This is a genomic window from Streptomyces sp. NPDC041205 (assembly GCF_055591765.1).
Window position 1 is genome coordinate 32,309 of record NZ_JBVIZH010000011.1, and the last position, 23,725, is coordinate 56,033.

17 protein-coding genes and 1 tRNA gene are annotated in these 23,725 nt (G+C 72.4%); 4 read left to right on the forward strand and 14 right to left on the reverse strand.

Annotation, left to right across the window (positions count from 1 at the left end):
- Nucleotides 1-53: 53 nt before the first annotated feature.
- Complete coding sequence (locus ACZ6BG_RS33710; RefSeq protein WP_469008565.1) at nucleotides 54-3,941, reverse strand: Pls/PosA family non-ribosomal peptide synthetase; 3,888 nt, start codon at nucleotides 3,939-3,941, stop codon at nucleotides 54-56.
- A 314-nt stretch (nucleotides 3,942-4,255) separates the two neighbouring features.
- Nucleotides 4,256-4,332 (reverse strand) — tRNA-Pro (locus ACZ6BG_RS33715).
- 127 nt (nucleotides 4,333-4,459) lie between these two features.
- On the opposite strand from ACZ6BG_RS33715, the gene ACZ6BG_RS33720 reads away from it, so the two are divergent.
- Together ACZ6BG_RS33720 and ACZ6BG_RS33725 are read left to right on the forward strand one after the other, a co-directional pair.
- Complete coding sequence (locus ACZ6BG_RS33720; RefSeq protein WP_469008567.1) at nucleotides 4,460-5,161, forward strand: transketolase; 702 nt, start codon at nucleotides 4,460-4,462, stop codon at nucleotides 5,159-5,161.
- A gap of 106 nt (nucleotides 5,162-5,267) precedes the next feature.
- Complete coding sequence (locus tag ACZ6BG_RS33725) at nucleotides 5,268-6,164, forward strand: transketolase family protein (protein ID WP_469008569.1); 897 nt, start codon at nucleotides 5,268-5,270, stop codon at nucleotides 6,162-6,164.
- Nucleotides 6,165-6,325: 161 nt separating this feature from the next.
- Here the strand turns inward: ACZ6BG_RS33725 and ACZ6BG_RS33730 are convergent, their stop codons facing one another.
- The 3 genes from ACZ6BG_RS33730 to ACZ6BG_RS33740 form a co-directional block, all read right to left on the reverse strand.
- Nucleotides 6,326-7,603, reverse strand: a complete 1,278-nt coding sequence (locus ACZ6BG_RS33730; RefSeq protein WP_469008991.1) for an MFS transporter — start codon at nucleotides 7,601-7,603, stop codon at nucleotides 6,326-6,328.
- Nucleotides 7,604-8,263: 660 nt separating this feature from the next.
- Nucleotides 8,264-8,620, reverse strand: coding sequence for an MmcQ/YjbR family DNA-binding protein (locus ACZ6BG_RS33735; protein ID WP_469008571.1), 357 nt, complete (start codon nucleotides 8,618-8,620; stop codon nucleotides 8,264-8,266).
- 97 nt (nucleotides 8,621-8,717) lie between these two features.
- Nucleotides 8,718-9,695, reverse strand: coding sequence for an alpha/beta fold hydrolase (locus ACZ6BG_RS33740; protein WP_469008574.1), 978 nt, complete (start codon nucleotides 9,693-9,695; stop codon nucleotides 8,718-8,720).
- A 253-nt stretch (nucleotides 9,696-9,948) separates the two neighbouring features.
- On the opposite strand from ACZ6BG_RS33740, the gene ACZ6BG_RS33745 reads away from it, so the two are divergent.
- Nucleotides 9,949-13,422, forward strand: a complete 3,474-nt coding sequence (locus ACZ6BG_RS33745) for a ThuA domain-containing protein (protein ID WP_469008575.1) — start codon at nucleotides 9,949-9,951, stop codon at nucleotides 13,420-13,422.
- 10 nt (nucleotides 13,423-13,432) lie between these two features.
- Nucleotides 13,433-14,317, forward strand: a complete 885-nt coding sequence (locus ACZ6BG_RS33750) for a sugar phosphate isomerase/epimerase family protein (protein WP_469008577.1) — start codon at nucleotides 13,433-13,435, stop codon at nucleotides 14,315-14,317.
- Nucleotides 14,318-14,344: 27 nt separating this feature from the next.
- Here the strand turns inward: ACZ6BG_RS33750 and ACZ6BG_RS33755 are convergent, their stop codons facing one another.
- From ACZ6BG_RS33755 to ACZ6BG_RS33795, 9 genes are all read right to left on the reverse strand, one after another.
- Nucleotides 14,345-15,031 carry a GNAT family N-acetyltransferase gene (locus tag ACZ6BG_RS33755; RefSeq protein ID WP_469008580.1) on the reverse strand — a complete coding sequence of 229 codons (687 nt, stop codon included), beginning with the start codon at nucleotides 15,029-15,031 and terminating at the stop codon, nucleotides 14,345-14,347.
- Nucleotides 15,028-15,621, reverse strand: a complete 594-nt coding sequence (locus ACZ6BG_RS33760) for a helix-turn-helix domain-containing protein (protein ID WP_469008582.1) — start codon at nucleotides 15,619-15,621, stop codon at nucleotides 15,028-15,030. The genes ACZ6BG_RS33755 and ACZ6BG_RS33760 overlap by 4 nt, the downstream gene beginning before the upstream one ends.
- A gap of 59 nt (nucleotides 15,622-15,680) precedes the next feature.
- A complete protein-coding gene (locus tag ACZ6BG_RS33765) occupies nucleotides 15,681-16,514 on the reverse strand; it encodes an ABC transporter ATP-binding protein (protein ID WP_469008584.1) in 834 nt (277 codons plus the stop codon).
- Nucleotides 16,515-16,551: 37 nt separating this feature from the next.
- Complete coding sequence (locus ACZ6BG_RS33770) at nucleotides 16,552-17,586, reverse strand: ABC transporter substrate-binding protein (RefSeq protein ID WP_469008586.1); 1,035 nt, start codon at nucleotides 17,584-17,586, stop codon at nucleotides 16,552-16,554.
- Between the two features lie 19 nt (nucleotides 17,587-17,605).
- A complete protein-coding gene (locus tag ACZ6BG_RS33775; RefSeq protein ID WP_469008590.1) occupies nucleotides 17,606-18,472 on the reverse strand; it encodes an ABC transporter permease in 867 nt (288 codons plus the stop codon).
- Between the two features lie 259 nt (nucleotides 18,473-18,731).
- Complete coding sequence (locus ACZ6BG_RS33780; protein WP_469008595.1) at nucleotides 18,732-19,631, reverse strand: LysR family transcriptional regulator; 900 nt, start codon at nucleotides 19,629-19,631, stop codon at nucleotides 18,732-18,734.
- Between the two features lie 108 nt (nucleotides 19,632-19,739).
- On the reverse strand, nucleotides 19,740-20,975 hold the full coding sequence (locus ACZ6BG_RS33785; protein ID WP_469008597.1) for a glycine C-acetyltransferase: 1,236 nt from the start codon (nucleotides 20,973-20,975) through the stop codon (nucleotides 19,740-19,742).
- Nucleotides 20,976-21,055: 80 nt separating this feature from the next.
- The gene (gene tdh, locus ACZ6BG_RS33790) at nucleotides 21,056-22,084 is read right to left on the reverse strand and encodes an L-threonine 3-dehydrogenase (RefSeq protein ID WP_469008598.1); all 1,029 of its coding nucleotides are present in this window, start codon (nucleotides 22,082-22,084) and stop codon (nucleotides 21,056-21,058) included.
- A gap of 206 nt (nucleotides 22,085-22,290) precedes the next feature.
- Nucleotides 22,291-23,511, reverse strand: coding sequence for a Gfo/Idh/MocA family protein (locus ACZ6BG_RS33795; RefSeq protein WP_469008600.1), 1,221 nt, complete (start codon nucleotides 23,509-23,511; stop codon nucleotides 22,291-22,293).
- Nucleotides 23,512-23,725 lie beyond the last annotated feature (214 nt).

The window sequence follows — 23,725 nt, forward strand, 5'->3', positions numbered from 1 at the left end:
CCTGTGCTCGTACGACGTGACGCGCGTGCTGTCCCGCGACGCGGCCCGCCGCCTCAGGGGCGCCAGGCCTCGATCGGGTTGCCCAGCCAGCGGGTGTCCGCCGGAACCGACTCGCCCGCCATCACGAGGGACGCGGGTCCCAGGGTCGAACGGGCTCCGATCTCGCTGCCGGGCAGCACGATTCCGCCCGGACCCAGCGTCGCGCCCGCACGGAGGACCACAGTATCCGTCCGCAGGATCCGATCATGGAAGAGGTGCGTCTGCAGAACGCTGCCGCGGTTCACGCTGGTGGCGGACTCAAGAATGACGAGATCGGTCTCCGGCAGCCAGTAGCTCTCGCACCAGACGCCCCGGCCGACGCGCGCGCCGAGGCCGCGCAGCCACAGGTTCATGACCGGGGTGCCGGGGACGGCTCCGGCGAGCCAGGGCACGGCGACCATCTCGACGAAGGTGTCCGCGAGTTCGTTGCGCCACACGAAGCCGCACCACAGCGGGTGCTCGCCGGTGCGGTGGCGGCCGACGAGCAGCCACTTGGCCACGACCGAGGTGAGGCAGCCGAGTGCCCCGGCGGCGAGCAGGACCGCCCCGGACAGCAGCGCGGCGAGCCACAGGCCGTGTTCGGCGGCCGCGGCGAGCAGCGCGACCACGAAGATCACCAGGGCGGCCGAGCAGAACACCGGGACGATCCGGCAGGCCTCGACCAGCGCCCGGGCCAGCTTGAGCCGGGCGGGCGGCGCGTAGGTGCGGCTGTCGTCGGATCCGGCCGCCGCGCGGGGCAGCTTGACCGGCGGCAGGCCCAGGTAGGAGCTGCCCTTCTTGGCCTTCTTGGGGGTGGCCGACAGAACGCCGACCAGGCCGTCGTCGGGCACGGAACGGCCGGGCGCGGTCATGCCGGAGTTGCCGAGGAAGGCACGGCGGCCGATCTCAGCGCGGCCGATGCGCACCCAGCCGCCACCGAGTTCGTAGGGGGCGGTCAGGGTGTCGTCGGCGAGGAACGCGCCCTCGCCGACCGTGGTCAGGCTCGGAAGCGCGAGCACGGTGGACACCTCGGCGCCGCGTCCGATGCGCATGCCGAGCAGCCGCATCCAGACGGGGGTGACGAGCCCGGCGTACAGCGGGAAGAGCGTCTGCCGGGACAGGTCCATGAGCTGGGTGACGGTCCACGCCTGCCAGCCGATGCGGCTGTGGGTGGGGCGGGTGCCCGCGTGCAGACCGAGGCTGAGCAGCCGGACGCCGACGAGGATCAGCAGGGCGTAGGCGAGGCCGAAGGCCAGGGTCGCGGGGGCGAGGGCGAGCAGCGCGCCGCGCACGGCGTCGCCGAGTGCGGCGTCGGCGGGCACGAAGGCGCGGGCGACGAACAGCGCGGGCACGGCGGCGGCGACCGGCAGGAGGCTGAGGGCGATGCCCGTCATGCCGTACATCGCGCGCCAGTGCGCGGCGCGCGGCGGGCGCTGCCCCGGCCAGTCGCGCTTGGCCTTGCCGAGCTTGCCCGCGGGCGATCCGGCCCAGCGCTGGCCGGTCGGGATCTGGCCGCGCACGGCGGAGCCGGGGGCGACCTCGGCGCGCTTGCCGACGCGGGCGCCCGGGAACAGGATGCTGCGGGTGCCGACCACGGCGCCCGCGCCGACCTTGATCGCGCCGATCTCAAGGCGGTCGCCGTCGAGCCAGTGCCCGGACAGGTCCACCTCGGTCTCCACGGCGCAGCCGCGGCCGAGCTTGAGCAGCCCGGTGACCGGCGGCAGCGAGTGCAGGTCGACCTCGGAGCCGACCTTGGCGCCGAGCGCGCGGGCGTACCGCTCCAGCCAGGAGCCGGTCAGGGAGGTCGCGCCGCTGTACTCGGCGAGGCGTTCGGCGGTCCACAGGCGCAGGTGCACGGAGCCGCCGCGCGGATGGCTGCCGGGCTGGACGCCGCGCAGCAGGAGCCGGGCGCCGCCCGCCGCGAGGGCGAGGCGTCCGGGCGGGCTGTACAGGACGAGGACACCGGCGGCGATCAGCCACCAGGAGGCGGACGGGGCCCACGGGTAGGCGCCGAAGTGGTGCAGGACGTTGCCGAGCGCGGCGAGCGCGACCGTCCAGCGCAGCCCGACGAGGGTGAACAGCGGGAGCAGCAGCGCCACTTGGGCGGCCTGGGTCCGCAGGGGCACGGGGGCGATCTCGCGGGCGGCGCCGTCGTCCTGCGCGGACTTCTCCAGGCGGCGGGCGAGCTTGCGCAGGACGGGCCGCTCGTAGATGTCGATGACGGCGGCGCTCGGGTAGCGGGTGCGCAGCCGGGTGGTGAGCTGGGCGGCGGCGAGACTGCCGCCGCCGATCGCGAAGAAGTCGTCGGACGCGCTGGTCACGGGGATGCCGAGGGTCTCGCTCCACTGCTCGGCGAGCCATGCCTCGGTGCCGTACAGCTGCTCGGCCTTGCCGCCGGTGTCGAGGTCGGGCAGGGGCCAGGGCAGGGCGTTGCGGTCGACCTTGCCGGAGGTGCGGGTGGGCAGGTCTTCGACGGGGGCGAGCAACGGCACGAGGGCGGCGGGCAGTTCGGCGCGCAGCTTCTCGACGGCGGCCGCCTGGTCGAAGCCGTCCTGGGGGACGAGGTAGCCGACGAGCAGTTGGTTGCCGCCGCGTGCGGTGCGGACGGCGGCGGCCGCGCCCGCGACGCCGGGCAGGGCCTGGAGGGCGGCGTCGACCTCGCCGAGTTCGATGCGGCGGCCGCCGAGCTTGATCTGCTCGTCGGTGCGGCCGAGGAAGATCAGGCCTTCGGGGTCGGCCTTGACGAGGTCGCCGCTGCGGTAGGCGCGCCGCCAGCCCATCGACTCCAGGGGCGCGTACTTCTCGGCGTCCTTCTCCGGGTCGAGGTAGCGGGCGAGTCCCGCGCCGCCGATGACGAGCTGTCCGCTCTCCCCCATCGGCACGGGCCGGCCCGCCTCGTCGACGACGACCAGCTCCCAGCCGTTCAGCGGCAGCCCGATCCGGATCGGCTCGTCGCCGGTCATGAGGGCGGCGCACGCCACGACCGTCGCCTCCGTCGGGCCGTAGGTGTTCCACACCTCGCGGCCCTCGGTGACCAGGCGCTGGGTGAGCTCCGGCGGGCAGGCTTCACCGCCGAAGATCAGCAGGCGTACGTCGTTGAGGGTCTCGGGCTCCCACAGGGCGGCGAGCGTCGGCACGGTGGAGACCACGGTGATCTCCTGCTCCAGCAGCCAGGGCCCGAGGTCGGCGCCGCTGCGCACCTGCGCGCGCGGGACGGGCACGAGGCAGGCGCCGTGGCGCCAGGCCAGCCACATCTCCTCGCAGGACGCGTCGAACGCGACGGACAGACCGGCCATGACGCGGTCGCCCGGCCCGATCGGCTCCTCCTGGAGGAACAGGGCGGCCTCGGCGTCCACGAACGCGGCGGCACTGCGGTTGCTCACCGCGACGCCCTTGGGCTTGCCCGTCGAGCCGGACGTGAAGATGATCCACGCGTCGTCGTCGGGTCCGGGCCGCCCGGCCGGGACATCGGCGGGCTTGTCGACGGTGAAGGTGTGCCCGGCGCCGATGACGGTCCGCACGTCGGCCTCGCCGAAGACGAGATCGGCGCGCTCGTCGGGGTCCTCGGCGTCGACCGGGACATAGGCGGCGCCCGCGGCGATGACGGCGAGGATCGCGACGTACAGCTCGTTGGTGCCGCTCGGCACGCGGACACCGACGCGGTCGCCCCGGCCGACTCCGGCGGCGTCGAGCCCGCGGCGCAGTTGTTCCACCTCGGCGGCCAGGGCGCGGTACGTCAACTGGCGGGTGCCGTCGTCGAGGGCGGGTTCGTCGGGGTATGCCCGCACTGTCGCGTCGAGGATGTCGACCAGGGTGCGCGGTTCGGCGGCGCTCCCCGTGGTGAAGAAGGCCGGCTCCTCGAACTGTTCGCTCATCTCCGCTTCGAGCAGGCTGAGCTCAGCGTTCGCGCGCGTGGCTTCCATCGGGTCCTATCGTCGAAGGCCGCGGATCCCCGGGAGCTCGCCGTGCCACTCCCGGTTTGCCTGGGGTTGTCCGGTCCTGGAACCAAACAACCGGCATAGCCTAATCGCTCGGCGGGAGGGCGGCACGGCGGAGTGAGCAAGGCCACCGGCGCGGGGCCGGGCGTACGACCGCTCCCCGACCAGCGGCGATCACGCTTGGCGAGTACCGAAAGCCACGGAAGACCGCCTGTGGCGTCCCACGGCCAAGAGCCACCACGCACGGAAAAGGCCGCCCCCGCCTTACGGCGAGAACGGCCTCCGACCTGTGAGACACATGGTCGGGACGACAGGATTTGAACCTGCGACCCCTTGACCCCCAGTCAAGTGCGCTACCAAGCTGCGCCACGTCCCGTTGCCCGCTGACCTGGGGTTTCCCCTGGCCGAACGCGCACCGAAACAATACCGCACTCCGGACTGTGATCGCTCACGCCTTTCCTCCGCTTGACCTCAAGCCAAGTTCAAGTTGCACGCTCGTCGGCATGACGACGACAACGGATCACACGTTCACGTACGCGGACCTGCCCCGTCTGATGGGCCTCATGACGGGCGACGAGAAGCACGGCCCCGCGGCCACGTCCACGCTGGACGCGCTGTGGGTGCTCTACGACCGCGTGCTCAGGGTCACACCCGCCCGTGTGGACGATCCGGGCCGCGACCGGTTCCTGTTGTCCAAGGGACACGGCCCGATGGCCTACTACGCCGTGCTCGCCGCCAAGGGCTTCCTGCCCGTCGACTGGCTGGAGGGCTTCGGGTCGTACGACTCCCCGCTGGGGCACCACCCGGACCGCGTCCTGGTCCCGGGCGCCGAGATCGGCAGCGGTTCGCTCGGGCACGGCCTGCCGCTGGCCGTCGGCACGACCCTCGGCCTGCGGGCCCGCGCCCTCACCGACCCGCGCGTGTGGGTGCTCGTCGGCGACGCCGAGCTGGACGAGGGCAGCAACCACGAGGCCATCGCCTACGCCGGACCGGCGGGCCTCGAACGCCTGCACACCCTGGTGATCGACAACGCCTCGGCGTCCTACGCCCGCCCCGGCGGCATCGCGGCCCGCTTCGAGGCGGCCGGGTGGTCCGCGGTCACCGTCGACGGCCGGGATCACGAGGCGCTGTACGAGGCGTTCACGGTGGCGCACCCGGGGCGGCCGCATGCGGTGATCGCCCGGGTGGAGCCCAAGTCGGCGTGAGGCGTCCGGCCCGGGCCCAGCCTCCTCTCTCCGTCCCTCCCCCTCCCTCCCCTCCTCCACCCACCCCTCACCCCTCTCCCCTCCCTCTCGGAAGGACAACCTCCTCATGGACACCATGCGTGACCGTTTCGCCCCCGTCATGACGCGGCTGCTCGACGAGGATCCGCGCGTCGCCGTCGTGCTCGCAGAGATCGGCGTGGACGGTTTCAAGGACGCGATGCGGGCTCATCCGGACCGGGTGATCAACGTCGGCATCCGGGAGCAGTTGCTCGTCGGCGCCGGCGCCGGGCTCGCCCTCGCGGGGCTGCGGCCCGTCGTGCACACCTTCGCGAGCTTCCTGGTGGAGCGGCCCTTCGAGCAGATCAAGCTGGACTTCGGCCATCAGGGCATGGGCGGCGTCCTGGTCAGCGCGGCCGCGTCGTTCGACTGGCCGGAGGGCGGGTTCACGCACATGTCGCCCGGCGATGTCGCGCTCCTCGACACGCTGGACGGCTGGACCGTGCATGTGCCGGGCCACCCCGACGAGGCCGAGACGCTGCTGCGGCACGCGGTCGCCGCGGGCGACGACAAGGTGTACGTGCGGCTTTCCGTGCAGGCCAACGCCGCGCCGATGGCGGTGGACGGCGTGGGGTTCCGCACCGTGCGGGAGGGGCGGGGCGGGGTCGTGGTCGCTGTGGGGCCGCTGCTCGATCAGGTGCTCGCCGCCACGGAGGGGATGGATGTGACGGTGTTGTACGCGACGACGGTGCGGCCGTTCGACGGGGCGGCCCTGCGGCGGGCGGTGTCGGGCGGGGTGGCCGACGTCGTGCTGGTCGAGCCCTACCTTGCCGGTACGTCTACGGCCGCCGCGAACGACGCGCTCGTGGATGTGCCGCATCGGGTGCTTGGGCTTGGGGTGGGGCGGGGGGAGCTGCGGCGGTACGGGCGGGTTGAGGAGCATGTGCGGGCGCATGGGTTGGATGCGGGGTCGCTGCGCGGACGGATCGGGGGGTTCTTGGGCTGAGGCGGGGTGCCCTGCCGGGGGCTCTCCCCAATCCCGCCCCTTCCCGAAACCGGGGCTCCGCCCCGGACCCTGTTATCGGCGCTCCGCGCCTCGTCCTCAATCGCCGGACGGGCTGGAACTCAGCCGGGGCGGGCCGGAAGCCGGCTGCACCGGCGAGATTTTCAGCCCCTCCGGCGTTTGAGGAGCGGGGGTCTGGGGGCGGAGCCCCCAGTTTCGGGAAGGGGCGGGACTGGGGCGCACCCGCGAGGCCCCACCCCCACCCGCACCAACCCCCGTATCGCAGGCACCCCCAACAACGCCCCACACACCACAAGCACCATCACCCCACCCATCAGCAACACCCGCTCCGCCCCGAACGCGGCCGCCGCAGGCCCCGCCAACGCCTGCCCCACTGGCAACATCGCCAACGACCCCGCGACGTCGTAGGCGTGAATGCGATTGAGCACATCCGGCGGAACCTGCGTCTGCACGCTGGTGGCCCACATCACCGCCCAGAACGACGTCCCCGCCCCCGCGACCACGGCCCCCACCACCATCAGCCCCACCCCGGCCTGCGCCCCGACGGACGCCGGGAACGCGGCGAAGCCGACGAGGGCGAACGCCCCGGCCCGCAGCATCCGCCGGGGCCGGAGCCGCAGGGCGATCACCCCGCCGATGACGGTGCCCGCGCCGAGGGCGGAGTTGACCAGGCCGTACGCCCCCGAGCCGTGCTGTTCGACGACGGTGACAGCGACCAGCGGTGTCGTCGGACCCGTGACGGTGATCATCAGGACGCACCAGATGGCGATGACGCCCCACAGCCAGGTCCTGGCCCGGAACTCCCGCCACCCGACGGCCAGATCCTTCTTGAACCCGAGGCTCGCCGCGTGACTGCCGGGCACGGCGGGCGGCAGCCCAAGGAGCAGCAGGCACAGGGCGCTCAGCGCGTACGTACCGGCGTGGGCGGCGAAGACGGCGGCGGGCGAGGCCACGCCGACGAGGACACCCGCGACGGCGGGGCCCGCGAGCTGCGCGCCGGACTCGGCGACGCGGATCACGCCGTTGGCCTTCTGCACGTCGGCGGCGAGCCGGGGCACGGTACTGGCTACTCCGGGCTGGAAGACCGCGGCGGCGGCGCCGTTGACCGCGCCGATCAGGCAGATCTCCCACAGCACCACGTGGCCGGTGAGGAAGAAGACGGCGGCGAGCGACTGGGTGACGAGGCGCACCGCGTCGGCGCCGATCATCAGGAGCCGGGTGCTGAACCGGTCGGCGAAGACGCCGCCGAAGATGACGAGGCTCGCGAAGCAGGCGGCGGTCGCGGCCATCGCGAGGCCCACGGCCCCTGCGCCGTACCCGTGTTGCAGCATCCCGGCGGCGAGGGCGACGGGCAGCATCGTGTCGCCGAGCTTGGCGATGGCCCGCGCCACGAAGAAGAGCCCGAAATCCCGCGACCACAGCCCGCCCCCGGCCCTCCCCGGGCCCCTGAGGCCGAGCCGAACCCCCGACTCACCCGGCCCGCTCAGCGCCCTCGACTCGCCCAGTGCCCCCGGCTTCGCCAGGCCGGGCGGGTTCGCCGCCGACCCCGACTGCCCCGACTCGGGCAAGCCCGCCGCGCCCCTTGGGTCGGCGGCACCCCCCGAGCCCCGTGGGTCGGCGGCACCCCCCGAACTCCGTGCATCCCCCGAACCCCCCGTTATCCCAGATCCGCCCGGTATCCCCGATCCGTCCGACTCCCCTGAATTCCCCGAACCCCCCGATGCCACCCCTGACATACCCGACCTGCCCCTCCGCTGAGCGCTGCTGACCGCTGACCGCCGACGGCACGACGCCGGATCATGCCACGCGATCCGGCCACACTCAGCCGGATTTACGCGCCGCCCGGACACCGCCCAGGCCACCGACCCGACTGCTGCCCGGACACACCCAGGTCAGAGCCCAGGCCGCCACTCAAGCCGCAGTCCGGGCATCGCGCAGATCACCACCCCGGCCACCTCCCGGGCACCGCCCAGGCCGCCGCTCCGCCCATCTCCGGCAGCCTCCCAGAGCACCGCGCCCCAGCCACTCCCCGGGCACGCCCAGATCCCCGCTCCCCCCCCGGCCGACGCCGAGTCTCCCCGCTACTCCCCAGCCGGAACCCCCAACTCCGGGTAGCTCTCCAGCAATCGAGTCGGCGCCGCCTGTCGCCACGAGTCGGCCAGGATGTCGGACAGTTCCTCCTGGTCGATGGCCTTCAGCCGGACTCGGACCCAGGCGAAGCTCGCCTCGTGGTCCGCGATCCAGAACTTGTCCGGCTCGGCGAGCACCAACTCGTCGCGTTCCAGCTTCGGGCAGCGGACGGCGATGGACGTCTCCTCCTCGGGGAGCGTGACGAACATCTTCCCGGCGACGCGGAACGTCGGCATGCTCCAGGCGAGCTTCTCCGTCGTGTCCGGCAGGGCGAGCGCGGTACGGCGTACATCATCGGCGTTGACCATGGCCAGAACCGTAGCCAAGCCGACTGACAATCGCCCGCCGGGCCGGACCGCGGGCCCCGGCGGCAGGCCAGGTCCGCGGCTCGGGCCCGCCTCGGGCCTACGGGATCCGCGCGTCCAGCCACCCCGTGAGGTCCCGCTGCACCTCGTCCCGGTTCGTCTCGTTGAGGATCTCGTGCCGCGCGCCCTCGTACCCCTTCCAGGTCAAGTCCCGTACGCCCGCGTACCGGAAGTCCTCAAGGAGTTCGTACACGAGCGTCATCCCCTGGTTGCAGGGGTCCTCCGTGCCGATGGCGATGTGGATGGGCAGGTCGGCGGGGACGCGGGCCAGGTTCCGGGGGTCGTTGATCTTGCGGACGGCGTGCACCCAGTCCAGCGTGAGGCCCGCCGAGAAGGCGAATCCGCAGGCGTCGTCGGCCGCGTAGGCGTCGACCTCAGCCTCGTCGCGCGAGAGCCATTCGAAGCCGGTGCGGCGGGGGTAGGGGTCGTTGAAGGAGGCGAAGAGTTCGGCGAGGAAGGACGACCGGGCCGCCCGGCCGCCCTTGGCGATCTCCTCGCCGAGCCGCGCGGCGGCGACCTCGGTCTCCGCTCCGGGCAGCGAGCGGAACGTACCGGAGAGGATCAGGCCCGCGAGCGTGTCCGGATACTCCTGGGCGTAGTCCCGGGCGAGCAGGGAGCCCAGGCTGTGGCCGAGCAGGACGACGGGGACGTCCGGGTGCAGGGCGCGCACCTGGTCGCCGATGGCCTTGAGGTCGTCGACGATCGCCCGCCAGGCGTCGGCGCCGCTGTCGGGGTCGGCCGTGTCGGTCACGCCGTAGCCGCCGGTGGACCGCGCGGTGGCGCCGTGGCCGCGGTGGTCGGAGGCGACCACCCCGTACCCGTGCGCGACCAGATGGCGGGCGAACCGTTCGTAGCGCAGGCCGTGTTCGGCCGCGCCGTGCGCGATCTGCACGACGGCGCGGGGCCTGCTCCCGGCGGGCAGCCAGGTGTACGTGGCGACGGGCACGCCGTCCGGCGCGGTCAGCAGCCCCGCGGTGTACGTGACCGGCGCCCCGTCGGCGTGGTCGTGGTCCGGCATCGGAGCACTCCTCTGCTGTGCGGTGGGACTCGTCTCTCCCGGCACTCCCTCCCCCGCCAGTGGAACGTCAACCCCCGTGCCGCCGGTGCCCCACCGACCCATTGACCCTCCAGGGAAGCAGAACCTACGCTGAACAACCTTGTGGAGTAAGCGCTTTCCACGGCGATCGGCCCACCGTTCCGCGCACTCCGCCGCGCACCAGCGACTCACCGCACACCCGGCTACCGGCAGCCGTCCAAGCCCAGGGAGCGCCATGAGTTCCACGCGAAGTGCCCGCGTGTCCAGACCCTTCACCGTCCCTCTCACCCTGTTCGCCCTGTTCGCCCTCCTCATCGGCCTCGGCCTGTCCTCGCCGCCGCGCGCGCAGGCCGCCGCCGCCTTCCGGGTCCTGGTCTTCTCCAAGGTGACCAACTACCCGCACGAGTCCATCCCCGCGGGCATCGAGGCCGTCAAGAAGCTGGGCGCCGAGAACGGCTTCGAGGTGGAGGCCACCGACGACGCGGCGGCCTTCACCGACGCCAACCTCGCCCGGTTCCAGGCGATCGTGTTCAACAACACCAACTCGACGCCGGAGAAGGGCGACCTGCTCGACGCGGCGCAGCGCGCGGCGCTCCAGAAGTTCGTGCGCGGGGGCGGCGGCTGGGTGGGACTGCACGCGGCGTCGGCGAGCGAGCGGGACTGGGGCTGGTACGAGGGGCTCGTCGGGGCGATCTTCGACAAGCATCCGCCGGTGCAGAAGGGCCGGGTCAAGGTTCTCGACCGGGCGCACCCGTCCACGAAGGGGCTGCCGCAACTGTGGGAGCGCGAGGAGGAGTGGTACGACTGGCGCGCCAACCCGACCGGGAAGGTGCACACGCTCGCCCAGATCAAGGTGCGTGACGGGGTCGAGGGACTCGACGAGGGCGTGGACCACCCGTGGTCGTGGTGCCAGAACTACGACGGCGGCCGATCCTGGTACACGGCCGGCGGGCACGCGTCCGCGGCGTTCTCGGAGCAGGCGTTCCTGCGTCACCTGCTGGGCGGCATCGAGTGGGCGGCCGGGGCGAAGGCGGGTGACTGCACGGCGACGAAGACGGGCGCGTTCCAGCGGACGCCGTTGGTCACCGAGGATCTCGCCGACCCCTTCGAACTGGCGGTCGCCCCGGACCGGCGGGTGTTCTTCGCCCAGCGCACCGGCAAGCTGAAGGTGATCGACCAGGAGACGCTGAAGGTCACGACGGCGCTCGACTTCGCTTACACGCCGGAGATGACGAGCCAGTCCGACGGTCTGCTCGGGCTCGCCCTCGACCCGGACTTCGGCGCCAATCACTGGCTGTATCTGCTGCACTCGGACAAGACCGAGAAACGCCTCAACCTGTCGCGGTTCACGGAGGCGGGCGGCAAGGTCGACCCGGCCTCGGAGAAGCGGCTCCTGACGATTCCGACGCTGCGCGGCGAGGGACGGGCCAACTCGCACATGGCCGGCTCGATCGCCTTCGACAAGAGGGGCGATCTGTACGTCGCGACGGGCGACAACACCGACCCGTTCGCGTCGGACGGCTTCACGCCGGTCGACGAGCGCGAGGGGCGCCGCGCCTGGGACGCGCAGGGCACCTCGGGCAACACGAACGACCTGCGCGGCAAGGTCCTGCGGATCACGCCGAAGGACGACGGGACGTACGCGGTGCCGGACGGCAACCTGCTCGCACCCGGCACGGACAAGACGCGTCCCGAGGTCTACGCGATGGGCCTGCGCAACCCGTTCCGGATCACCACGGACCCGGTGAGCGGCGCGCTCCTTGTCGCCGACTACGGCCCGGACGCGCGGCAGGCCGTGCCCGACCGCGGCCCCGAGGGAACGGTCGAGTTCAACCGGATCGCCAAGGCCGGGAACTACGGCTGGCCGTACTGCGTCGGCGACAACACCCCCTTCAACGACTACGACTTCGCGGCCCAGAAGCCCGGCGCGAAGTTCGACTGCGGCAAGCTCGTCAACGACTCGCCGAACAACACGGGCCTGCGGGACCTGCCGCCCGCGCGGGCCGCCGACGTCTGGTACGCCTACTCCGCCTCCGAGCGCTTCCCCGAGCTGGGCACCGGGGGCGGCGGCCCGATGAGCGGACCGGTCTACGACTACGACGCCGACAACCCGTACCGGACGAAGTTCCCGGAGTACTTCGAGGGCAAGTGGTTCACGTATGAGCTGACCCGGCAGTGGTTCAAGGCGTTCTCGATCCAGGAGAAGGACCAGGAGTTCACCGATCCGCGGTTCCCGCCCGCCAAGTCGGGTGATCTGCACTCGATCAACGGGATCTTCCCGGACATGAAGTGGAACCAGCCCTTCGACGCCGACTTCGGTCCGGACGGCGCGATGTACGTGATCGACTTCGGGCTCGGCAGCGGCACGGGCCGCGGCGGCAGCAACGAGGGCGCGGGCATCTACCGCATCGACTATGTGGCGGACAAGCGGCTGCCCGACGCCCGCGTGAGCGCCACGCCGGACAACGGCAAGGCGCCGCTCGACGTGGAGTTCTCCAGCGCGGGTTCGGGTCTGCCCGACGGCAAGCCGGTCCGTTACGCGTGGGACTTCGACGGCGACGGCAGCACCGACTCCACGGCGGCGAACCCGACCCACACGTACACGAAGAAGGGCCGGTTCACCGCGCGCCTGAAGGTCACAGGGCCGGGCGAGCTGACCGCTCTCGCCGTGCGGGAGGTCACCGTCGGCAACACCCGGCCGACGGTCACGGTCCAACAGCCGCCGGACGGCGGCATGTTCAGCTTCGGCGACACCATTCCGTTCACAGTGAAGGTCACCGACCCCGAGGACCGGAAGATCGACTGCTCCAAGGTCGTCGTCCAGTCCCAGCTCGGCCACGACTCTCATCTGCACCCGCTGGACAACCACACCGGCTGCAAGGGCGAGATCGTCACGGACGCCGGCGACAGCCACGGCCCCGGCCAGAACCTGTACTACGGCATCACCGCCCAGTACACGGACCAGGGCACGCCCGGCGTGCCCGCCCTCACCGGCTCCGACTCGCTGACACTGCGGACCTCGCTGCGAGAGGCCGAGCACCGCACGGCCACCGGGGGCGCGCACGGCGGCGCGGACACGGGCAGCCGTCCCGACGCGTCCGGCGGGAAGCGGCTCATCGAGATCGAGGACGGCGACTGGGTCGCCTTCGACCCGGTGCACCTGAAGGGCGTGGACTCGGTGACGGTCGGCGCGGCCTCCGGCGGGCTCGGCGGCGACGTCGAGTTCCGGGCGGGCTCGCCGACGGGCAGGCTCCTGGGCAAGGTGACGGTGCCGAACACCGGCGGCTACAGCAACTTCGTCTCCCCCACCACGCAGCTCGCCCGCCACGACGGCACGACGAAGCTGTACGCCGTGTTCACCAACCCGCAGTGGGCAAAGGACAAGCCGGACCTGTTCACCGTGGACTGGCTGCACTTCAACGGCCCCGGCGTGGAGAAGAGCCCGCACGCCCGGGTGACGGTCACGGCCGCCCCGGACAGTGGAGCGCCGCCGCTCACCGTTCGCCTCACCGGCAAGCCGCAGCTTCCCGCGGGGCGCGAAGTCGCCTCGTACCACTGGGACTTCGGGGACAACTCCAAGCCCGGCGGCACCGAGGGGCCGACCGCCGAGCACGCCTACCCGCGCGCGGGCGCGTACACGGCACGGCTGACCGTCACGGACAACAAGGGCGACACGACGACCGGCTCGGTCCGGATCACGGTGAGGTGAGGAGGACGCCATGGACGACTCGACGACCAGAAACAGCGGCTGGGGCAGGCGGGCCCTTCTCGGTGCGTCCCTCGGGCTCGCGGCGGGTCTGGCGACGGGTGCCCCGGCGCGGGCCGCGGGCGGGCCGGGGCGACCGTGCCGTCGTATCCCGCGCGGCGGCATCGGCATGCACCTCTACACGATGCGCACCGCCCTCGCGCAGGACTTCCCGGGCACCTTGGAGCGGCTCGCCGCGATGGGCTACGCGACGGTCGGCGTCAGCGGGCGGCACGGCCACTCGGCGGCCGCGATCCGGCGGATGCTGGACGACGTCCGCCTTGACGCGGTCCTCGAACATGTCGCGTACGACGTGCTGCGCGGCCCCGGCCTCGGCCAGGCCCTGGAGGACCTGCACACGCTCGGCGCGGCCTGGCCCGTCGTGCCGAGCCTGCCGGGCGCGCTGCACTCGCCCGCCGGATTCCGGGAGGCGGCACGGGAGTTCAACCGGATCGGGCGCGCGGCACGCGACGCGGGCCTGGGCCGGCTGCTCTTCCACAACCACGGCTCGGACCACGTCGTGGTCGACGGCGTGAACCTGTACGACATCCTCGTCACGGAGACCGACCAGGATCTCGTCGGCTTCGAACTGGACGTGTACTGGGCCGTCAAGGGCGGTGCCGATCCCGGGAGTTACTTCGCCCGGCATCCGGGCCGGTTCCCCGCGCTGCACGTCAAGGACATGGCCGCGAACGGGGACTTCGCCGACGTGGGATCGGGAACGCTGGACTTCGGCGCGATGTTCGACCACGCGCGCAGGGGCGGGGTGCGGCAGTGGCTGGTCGAACACGACAACCCCGCGGACCCGTTCGTGACGGCACGGAACAGCTATCGGTATCTGGCGGCGCTGCGGTACTGAGTCCGGCGGCGCCGGGGTACTGGGCGGCTACGGCTGCCGCACCTGGTCCAGGGCCTCGCCCGGGCCCTGGACCAGGCTCTTGTAGAAGAAGGTGGTGGGGCGCGGCACTCCGGCCGGGTCCGCCGCGTGGTCCGGCACGACGCCGACGCGGGTCCAGCCCGCCGAGGCGTACAGGGTCTCGGCGGGGCTGTCCGTCTCGGTGTCCAGGAGCAGCAGCGTCACGCCCGCCCGCGCGGCCTCCCGCTCGGCGAGCGCGAGCAGGGCCCTGCCGAGGCCCCGGCCGCGCGCGTCGCGGCGCACCAGGAGCTTCACCAGCTCGGCGCGGTGGCGGGCGTTGGGCTTGTCGGGGAAGGCGAGGCTCACGGTGGCGGTGATGCGTCCGGTGTCAGGGGCGCGTGCGTCGTCTCGGACACGTCCGGCGTCAGGGGCGCGTCCGGCGTCGCGGTCGCCTGCGCCACCGCCGTCGCGCACGGCCTCGGGGGCGGCCCCAGGGGCGGCCTCGCGGACGACCCAAGTCGCGACGCGCCCTGCGGCCACGTCCGCCGCCCGGCCGCGCCACCAGCCCGCGGCGCTCTCACCGTCGAGCCCGGCGAGGAACCCGACGGACGCCCCACCATCCACCGCGTCGACCAGTAGATCGCCCAATTCCCATGCCAGAGAAGAAAGTTGATCTGCCGTCAGCCAGTCGGCCTCCAGGAACGCGGTCGCGGTCACGGCGCCACCACCACCAGCGCGTAGCGCACGGACCGCTCGCCCCCGCACCGGAAGCGGGTGGCGCCCCACACCCGGAACCGCAGGCAGTCTCCGGCGGCCAGCGCGTGCGGCACGCCGCCCACCGTCACCTCCAGCTCGCCGGCGAGGACCCAGATGTGCTGTTCGAGTCCGGGCACGGGCGGCCGGTCGTACGCCAGGTCGGCGCCGGGTGCGAGCGTGCCTTCGACCACTTCGCCGCGCAGGCCCGCGTGCGGCGGCGAGACCGACCGCCGCACGAAGCCGGACGCCTCGTCCGCCCACACGGCCTGCTCGGCGACGCGCACGAGCCGCGCGGGCTCGGCCTCGACCTCGCTGAGGAGCTGCGACATGGTGCGGCCGTAGGCGCCGCAGAGGCGGTTCAGGATCGCCGCCGTCGGGCTGATCTCACCGCGCTCGGCCCGCGAGAGCGTCGACCTGCTGACGCCGCTGCGCTCCGCCAACTCGCCCAGGGACCAGCCGCGTTCGGCCCGCAGTCCAGAGAGTCGGGCGGCGAGCCGGGCGTCCACGTCACCGTCGGGGGCCGAGTCGGCCACCTCTCCATCGATTCCCATATTCAGGATGCTATCCCACATACGGGATGACATGGAGGCCAGGGCCCTTCGCGAACCCCCTACTCGTGCGCCCCCGCCGCCCCCAGCAGTTCCCGGATCCGCCCCGTCGCCTCGCGGAACCCGGCCGACGCGAGCGTGGCCGCGTACGCCCGTTCCCTGGGCAGTCCGACGTCGATGACCTCGGTCACCGTGCCCGGGCGTGGGCTCATCACCACGACGCGGTCGGCCAGATAGACGGCTTCGGGGATGGAGTGGGTGACCAGGAGGACCGTCGTGCCGGTCTCGCGCCAGATGCGGTGCAGCTCGACGTTCATCTGCTCGCGGGTGAGGGCGTCGAGGGCGCCGAAGGGCTCGTCCATGAGGAGGACGGGCGGCTCGTGCAGGAGGGCGCGGCACAGGGCGACGCGCTGTTGCATGCCGCCCGACAGCTCGTGCGGATAGGCGTCCTCGAAGCCGTCGAGGCCGGTCATGCGGATCAGCTCGTCGGCCCGGGCTCGGGCCGCGGGCGCGGGGAGTCCGCGCATCTCTGCCTGGAGCAGGATGTTGCGGCGGGCCGAGCGCCAGTCGAGGAGGGCGGCGCGCTGGAAGACGTAACCGATGTCGCGGCGCGGTCCGCGCACCGGCTCGCCGCCGAGCAGCGCCGCGCCCGCCGACGGCGCGAGCAGCCCGGCGACGAGCTTGAGGAGCGTGGACTTGCCGCACCCGGAAGGACCGACGATGGCGACGAACTCGCCGCGCGGCACGTCGAGGGAGACGTCGGTGAGCGCGGTGACGTCCTTCCTCTTCGTACGGAAGCGGACGGAGACGCCGTCCAGGCGGACGGCGGGCGCGGTGGCGGTCCGGCCGGGCGCCGCGTCGGACTTGTTCAGTGCCGTGTCGTTCACCGTCGTCATCCCCTGCCCCCGCTGTCCCCGGATCCCGTCGGCTGCGTCATCCCTCGACCCCGTTGGCCGCGTCCCAGTACTCGGCGACCGGCTTCGGGCTCTTGACCATGCCCGCCTCCGCGAAGATGTCGATCGTCCGCTTCCAGTCGGCCTCGGTGTTGGCGCCGGGCGCCTTGCCCCGGGTGGCGTCGGTGTGGAGCAGCGTCAGCGTGGTCTTGAACTGCTCCGAAAGGACCTCGCGGGGCGGCAGTTGCTCGGACGCGCCCTCCATCGCGGCGACGGCGGGCTTCGGGGACTTCTCGGCGGCGGCCCACGACTCGCTGACCGCTGCGGACATGCGCCGGGCGAGGTCGCCGCCGCGCCGCAGGGTCTTGGTCCCCGCGATCAGGCCGTTGGAGTAGAAGTTCAGGCCGTGCTCGGAGAAGCGCAGGTAGGAGACGTCCTTCTTGGCCTTGTTCCGCATGATCGGGCCCTGGTCGCTGGCGTAGCCGAGGAGCGCGTCCGTCCGGCCCGAGATCACCGCGGCGATCTTGCCCGCCGGGTCGGTGTTCTGGACCTGGACGTCGTCGAGGTCCATGCCGTTCTTCCGCAGGAAGATCGGGAAGGTCTTGGTGAGCGCGTCGCCCGCGGTGCCGGCGACGGTCTTGCCCTTGAGGTCGGCGGGCGCGTCGATGCCCTCGGCGGCGAAGGACTGCGCGGACGCGGGTGTGGTCTGGAGGTAGACGCCGAGGCTCTTGACCTTGACGCCCTGGTCGACGCCCGCGAGGACGGCCGGGGTGTCGGCCCAGCCGAAGTCGGTGCGGCCCGTGCCCGTCGCCTGCACCGTCTTCTGGGAGCCCTGTCCGGCGCGTATCTCCAGGTCGATGCCGTGCTTCTCGAAGATCTTGCGCTGCTTGCCGTAGTAGAACGGCGCGTGCTCGCCGTACGGATACCAGTTGAGGGTGAGCGTCACCTTGTCCAGCTTCTCGCCGGAGTCGCTGACGGTGGTCTTGTCGTCCCCGCCGCAGGCCGTCGCGGTGACGGAGACCAGGAGCAGCGGGAGGAGGCCGGTGCGGAGTCGGTTTCTGCGCGTCGCGTGCATGGGGTCGGCCCTTCTCGCGTCAGAGCGTGATGGTGGCGGCGGTGTCGCGGCGGGACGCGTGCCAGGGCAGGAGCAGCTTCTCGGCGATCTCCACGAGGACGAAGAGGACGACGCCGATGAGCGACATCACGAGCAGCCCGGCGAACAGCATCGGGGTGTCGAGGTTGCCGTTGGCCTGCAGGATGACGTAGCCGAGGCCTTCGTTCGCGCCGACGAACTCGCCGACGACGGCGCCGGTCACGGCCAGCGTGACGGCGACCTTCAGGCCGGCGAACAGATGCGGCAGCGAGGCCGGGAATCGGATCTTCAGGAAGGTCTGCCAGGGCCGGGCGCCCATGGTGGCGGAGAGCTGGAGCATCTCCGGGTCCACGGCCTTCAGTCCCGTCACCATCGAGATCACCACGGGGAAGAACGCGATGAGGACGGCGATCAGGACCTTCGGGCCGATGCCGAAGCCGAGCCAGACGACGAACAGCGGCGCAATGGCGATCTTCGGCACGACCTGGGCGAAGAGCAGGATCGGGTACAGGGTCTTCTCGACGGTCGACGAGTACACCATCACCACGGCGCTGAGGATGCCCACGCCGACGGCGATGAGGAAGCCGAGCAGGGTCTCGTACGTGGTGACCCAGCCGTGCTCCCACAGATAGCCGGGCTTGTCGACGATCACGTCGAGGGTGGCGCCGGGGGTGGGCAGGAGATACGACTCGACCCAGCCGGCGGCGGCGATCACCCACCAGGCGCCGAAGCACACGAGCAGCAGGGCGAGCGGCCGCCAGGTCTTCTCGGCCGCGTCGAGGGCGCGACGGCGCGGGCCGGGCCGGGTGCGCTCGGCGACACCCGCCGCTTCCTTCGGGGCAGTACGGGACAGGACGCGCTGACTCACGGTGGACTCCCCGGAACGTCGGCGAAAGTCGTCAGGGCTACCTCGAGTTGCTGCCGGAACCGCCTCGCGAAAGCACCTCACGCGCCTCGCGCACGGCGCGCACACCCTGCGCCCCGCACGCTTCAGAAAGCGCTTTCTGACACGGTGTCCGCCACGCTAATGACTCGCCGACCACAGGGTCAATACGTCGTTGCGAAGTTCCGAACGCGAAATTCCGGTGGTGCGGCGGGGCACCGGACGGAGAAGGGGCCGCCGGGGGCTACTCCGCGGCGTCCCCCAGGGCGCCGAGCACCGGGGCGATCAGCGGATGCGTCTCCGCGCCGCGCCGCACGGCCGCGAACACCCGCCGCGTGGGCGTGATCCCGTCCACCGGCCGGACCACGGCCCCCGCCATGTCCATCCCGCGCAGCGCGGACCTCGGTACGAGGGCGACCCCGGCGCCCGCCGAGGCCAGCGCGACGACGGCCCGGAAGTCGTCCGACGTGTGCTCCAGGACCGGCTGGAACCCGGCCTGTTCGCAGGCCAGGACCACCACGTCGTGGCAGGGGTTGCCCGGGAACGGGCCGATCCACGGGTCCTTCGCCAGCTCGGCGAGCGGCACCCGCTCGCTGTCCGCGGCCCGGTGGCCCACGGGCAGGACCGCGTCGAACGGCTCCGCGTACAGCGGCACCCGCGTCAGCCGCGAGTCGTCCGCCCCGGGCGCGCCCCGGTACTCCACGGCCACCGCGACGTCCACCTGCCGGTCAAGGACCATCGGCAGGCTGGCGTCGCCCTCGGCGTCCTGGACGCGGACGCGGATGCCGGGGGCGGTCTCCGCGAGGCGGGTGAGGGCGGGGGCGACGACGAGTCCGATGCCGGTGGCGAACGACGCGAGCGTCACCGTGCCCGAACTGCCCGCGTCGTACGCGGCCAGCTCGGCCTCGGCGCGCTCCAGCTGTGCCAGGACGGCGTTCGTGTGCGCCAGCAGGATCTCGCCCGCCGGCGTCAGCCGGACGCCCCGCGCGGAGCGCTCCACCAGGCGGTGGCCCGTCTCCTGCTCCAGGGCGGTGAGCTGCTGCGACACGGCGGACGGGGTGAGGTAGAGGGCGGCGGCCGCTGCGGTGACGGTGCGGTGGTCGGCCACCGCGCGGAGGATGTGCAGCCGACGCGCTTCGATCATGCACCCATTCTCCCACCAGCCCGTCCGGCGATTGAGGACGAGGCGCGAAGCGCCGATCGGCGGCGCCCCGTCCCACCCGCACCGGGGACCGGGGCGCCCCACGAGGAGCTAGGCCAGCTCCGCCCGCACCGCGACAAACGCGTCCACCGCCCGGTTCACGTCCTCCGTGGAGTGTGCCGCGGACAGCTGCACCCGGATGCGGGCCTGCCCCTGCGGCACGACCGGGTAGGAGAAGCCGATGACGTACACGCCGCGCTCCAGGAGCAGCTCGGCCATGCGCCCGGCCACGGCGGCGTCCCCGATCATGACGGGCGCGATGGCGTGGTCGCCGGGCAGGATGTCGAAGCCCGCCTCGGTCATCCGGGACCGGAACAGCGCGGTGTTGGCGGCGAGCCGCTCACGCAGGTCCCCGGCCGACTCGAGGAGGTCGAGCACCTTGAGGGAGGCGGCCGCGATCACCGGGGCGAGGGTGTTGGAGAAGAGGTAGGGACGCGAGCGCTGGCGCAGCAGGGCGACGATCTCGGCGCGCGCGGCGACGTACCCGCCGGACGCGCCGCCGAGAGCCTTGCCGAGCGTGCCGGTGATGATGTCGACGCGGTCCATGACGCCGTGCAGCTCGGGCGTGCCCCGCCCGCCGGGGCCGACGAAGCCGACGGCGTGCGAGTCGTCGACCATGACCATGGCGTCGTAGCGCTCGGCGAGGTCGCAGATCTCGGCCAGCGGCGCGACGTACCCGTCCATGGAGAAGACGCCGTCGGTGACGACGAGCTTGCGCCGGGCGCCGCCCTCGGTGGCCTCCTTGAGCTGCTTCTCCAGGTCGGCCATGTCGCGGTTGGCGTACCGGAAGCGGCGGGCCTTGGAGAGCCGGATGCCGTCGATGATGGAGGCGTGGTTGAGGGCGTCGGAGATCACCGCGTCCTCGGCCCCGAGGAGGGTCTCGAAGACGCCGCCGTTGGCGTCGAAGCAGGAGGAGTAGAGGATCGTGTCCTCCTGGCCGAGGAAGGAGGAGAGCCGGGCCTCCAGCTCCTTGTGCACCTCCTGGGTGCCGCAGATGAAGCGCACGGACGCCATGCCGTAGCCCCAGCGGTCGAGCGCCTCGTGGGCGGCGGCGACGACCTCGGGGTGGTCGGCGAGGCCGAGGTAGTTGTTGGCGCAGAAGTTCAGGACGTCGCCGGGGCGGCCTTCCCCGAGCTCTCGGCTTCGCTCGAGCAGGGGAGATCCCATTGCGGTGACGGAGACCGTCGCGGACTGCGGGGTGCCGATGACGCGCTCGGGCTTGTACAGACCGGCGGCGCGGATCTCGTCGAGGTCGGCGGCGAGGGCGTCGCGTACGGAGTCGAACATCAGGGAGTCCTTCGGGAGTGCGGGACGAGGGGTGCGGGGACGAGCGGGCGGAGCCGGGCGCGGGCGGTGCGGCCCGGGGCTCAGACGGTCCAGTCGAGGATGACCTTGCCGCCGCGGCCGCTCGCCGCGTCGTCGAAGGCTTCCTGGAAGTCCCGGTACCCGTAGCGTCCGGTGATCACGGGCGCGAGGTCGAGGCCGCCTTCGAGCAGCACCGACATGGCATACCAGGTCTCGAACATCTCGCGGCCGTAGATGCCCTTGATGGTGATCATCGAGGTGACGATGCGGGACCAGTCGACGGCGAACTCCTCGGCGGGCAGGCCGAGCATGGCGATCTTGCCGCCGTGGGTCATGTTGGCGACCATGTCGCGCATCGCGCGCGGGTTGCCGGACATCTCCAGGCCGACGTCGAAGCCCTCGCGCAGGCCGAGTTCGCGCTGGCCGTCGGCGATCGTCGACTCGGCGACGTTGAGCGCGAGGCTGACGCCGGTCTTGCGGGCGAGCTGCAGGCGCTCCTCGCTGACGTCGGTGATGACGACGTGGCGGGCGCCCGCGTGCCGGGCGACGGCGGCGGCCATCAGGCCGATCGGCCCCGCGCCGGTGATCAGTACGTCCTCGCCGACCAGCGGGAAGGACAGCGCCGTGTGCACGGCGTTCCCGAACGGGTCGAAGATCGCCGCGACGTCGAGGTCGACCTGCACCCGGTGCACCCACACGTTGGAGGCGGGCAGCGCCACGTACTCCGCGAACGCCCCGTCGCGCCCGACGCCGAGGCCGACCGTCGCACGGCACAGGTGGCGGCGCCCGGCCAGACAGTTTCGGCACTTGCCGCACACCAGGTGGCCCTCGCCGCTGACCAGGTCCCCGGCCTTGATGTCGGCGACGTCCCTGCCGGTGTCGACGACCTCACCGACGAACTCGTGGCCGACGACCAGCGGCGCCTTGATGGTCTGCTGTGCCCAGCCGTCCCAGGCCCGGATGTGCAGATCGGTGCCGCAGATCCCGGTGCGCAACACCTTGATCAGGACGTCGCCGGGGCCCACCTGCGGCTCGGGGACGTCCATCAGCCGGAGACCCGGCTCTGCCTTCTCCTTGACCAGCGCTTTCACGCGTCGGCTCCTGTCGTGCGTCTGGGGGGGGTGCCGGCGGCCCGTACAGCTCCTGTACATCCCGTACCGGTGACCCGCACCGGTCGCACACCGACGCACAGCAATCTTCCGTACCTCGCCGCGCGGGTCCATCGAGGATTTCTTAAGCGCGGCCGCAGCTTTCCTTCAGACCCCAGGCGGGCCGCGCGTTCCCGGGCCCGGACGGACTAGCGCGACTGCCCCCGATCGAAGTACGCGGCCAGCTCCGGGTCGAGCTCCGGCACCGCGCGCGGCGCACCGCCGTCCCGCAGCGACTCGGTGGCCCGTACCCCCGCCGCGACGGCCATCCGCGCGGCCACCGGCGAGGTGTCGGTGACGCCGCCGTCCCGCGCGAACCGTACGAACTCGTCGACGAGCAGCGGATCCGCGCCGCCGTGTCCCGCTGTGTCCTCGGCGTTCTCGGCGTTCTCGGCGTTCTCGGCGTTCTCGGCGTCCGGCACCGGGTACTCGGCGTCGCCCCGCTCCCGGTGCGGCGAGCGCCCGCTGTTCCACACCTTCACCACGCCACCGGGGCCGTCGCCGAAGTTCTCCAGGCGGCCCGCGTCGCCGATGACGGTGTAGTTGCGCCAGTAGTCGGGCGTGAAGTGGCACTGCTGGTAGGCGGCGAGGACCCCGTTGTCCAGGCGCATGTTGACCAGCGACACGTCCTCGACGTCGATCACGGGGTTGAGGGCGCGCTGGGTGTCCGGGGGCCAGTGGCCGTCCTTGGTGTACCAGTCGTCGGCCTTGGGCTCGCCCGGGGCGCGACGGTGCGGGTTGTCGCCGTAGACCATGAGGTCGCCGAGCGCCTGCACCCGCTGGGTGTAGCCGCCCGCGAGCCAGTGCAGTACGTCGATGTCGTGGGCGGCCTTCTGGAGCAACAGGCCGGTGGTGTAACGCCGTTCGGCGTGCCAGTCCTTGAAGTACCAGTCGCCGCCGTAGCCCACGAAGTGGCGCACCCAGACCGTCTTGACCGTGCCGATCTCGCCGCGCGCGACGATGTCCCGCATCAGCCGGACCACCGGCATGTGGCGCATGTTGTGCCCGACGTACAGACGGGTGCCGCTCTCGTACGCGGCGCGCAGGATCGCGTCACACCCCTCGACGTCGATGGCGAGGGGCTTCTCCACGAACACGGGCTTGCCCGCGCGCAGCGCCTCACAGGTCAGCTCGGTGTGGGTGTGGTCGGGGGTGAGGATCACCAGGGCGTCGACATCGGGGTCCTCGGTGACCTCGCGGTGGTCGGCGGCTGTCCGGGCGCCGGGGAAGGCGAGGGCGGCGGCGGTGCGGGCGGCGGGGTCGTGGTCGGCGAGCGCGGTGACGCGGGAGCCCGCGCCGGGCCGGTGCGCGGTGCGGGCGAGGGAGCCGCGCAGGCCGTAGCCGAGGACGCCGAGACGGAGGTCGGTCATGGGGTGCCTTTCGGGGTTCGTGGCTGCGTGGATGCCGTGCGGGAGGAGGCGTGAGGTGGATGCCGTAAGGGAGGCGGCGCGAGGTGGGCGCCGCGCGGAAACGACATACGGAAACCGCTTACTAGCCGAGCAGCGCGCCATTCGCCTTCACCCCCTTGCACTTCCTCCCCCACGGCCTCTGGCGTACAGCCTCGCCGCAGTACACGCTTACTGT

Excerpts from the sequence above, each read along its gene's own strand:
- ACZ6BG_RS33765 (WP_469008584.1), bottom strand. The coding sequence starts at position 16,514 with ATGACGACGGTGAACGACACGGCACTGAACAAGTCCGACGCGGCGCCC.
- ACZ6BG_RS33725 (WP_469008569.1), top strand. The coding sequence starts at position 5,268 with ATGGACACCATGCGTGACCGTTTCGCCCCCGTCATGACGCGGCTGCTC.
- ACZ6BG_RS33785 (WP_469008597.1), bottom strand. The coding sequence starts at position 20,975 with ATGTTCGACTCCGTACGCGACGCCCTCGCCGCCGACCTCGACGAGATC.
- ACZ6BG_RS33720 (WP_469008567.1), top strand. The coding sequence starts at position 4,460 with ATGACGACGACAACGGATCACACGTTCACGTACGCGGACCTGCCCCGT.
- ACZ6BG_RS33710 (WP_469008565.1), bottom strand. The coding sequence starts at position 3,941 with ATGGAAGCCACGCGCGCGAACGCTGAGCTCAGCCTGCTCGAAGCGGAG.
- ACZ6BG_RS33740 (WP_469008574.1), bottom strand. The coding sequence starts at position 9,695 with ATGCCGGACCACGACCACGCCGACGGGGCGCCGGTCACGTACACCGCG.
- ACZ6BG_RS33780 (WP_469008595.1), bottom strand. The coding sequence starts at position 19,631 with ATGATCGAAGCGCGTCGGCTGCACATCCTCCGCGCGGTGGCCGACCAC.
- ACZ6BG_RS33760 (WP_469008582.1), bottom strand. The coding sequence starts at position 15,621 with ATGGGAATCGATGGAGAGGTGGCCGACTCGGCCCCCGACGGTGACGTG.
- ACZ6BG_RS33795 (WP_469008600.1), bottom strand. The coding sequence starts at position 23,511 with ATGACCGACCTCCGTCTCGGCGTCCTCGGCTACGGCCTGCGCGGCTCC.
- ACZ6BG_RS33735 (WP_469008571.1), bottom strand. The coding sequence starts at position 8,620 with ATGGTCAACGCCGATGATGTACGCCGTACCGCGCTCGCCCTGCCGGAC.
- ACZ6BG_RS33770 (WP_469008586.1), bottom strand. The coding sequence starts at position 17,586 with ATGCACGCGACGCGCAGAAACCGACTCCGCACCGGCCTCCTCCCGCTG.
- ACZ6BG_RS33745 (WP_469008575.1), top strand. The coding sequence starts at position 9,949 with ATGAGTTCCACGCGAAGTGCCCGCGTGTCCAGACCCTTCACCGTCCCT.
- ACZ6BG_RS33750 (WP_469008577.1), top strand. The coding sequence starts at position 13,433 with ATGGACGACTCGACGACCAGAAACAGCGGCTGGGGCAGGCGGGCCCTT.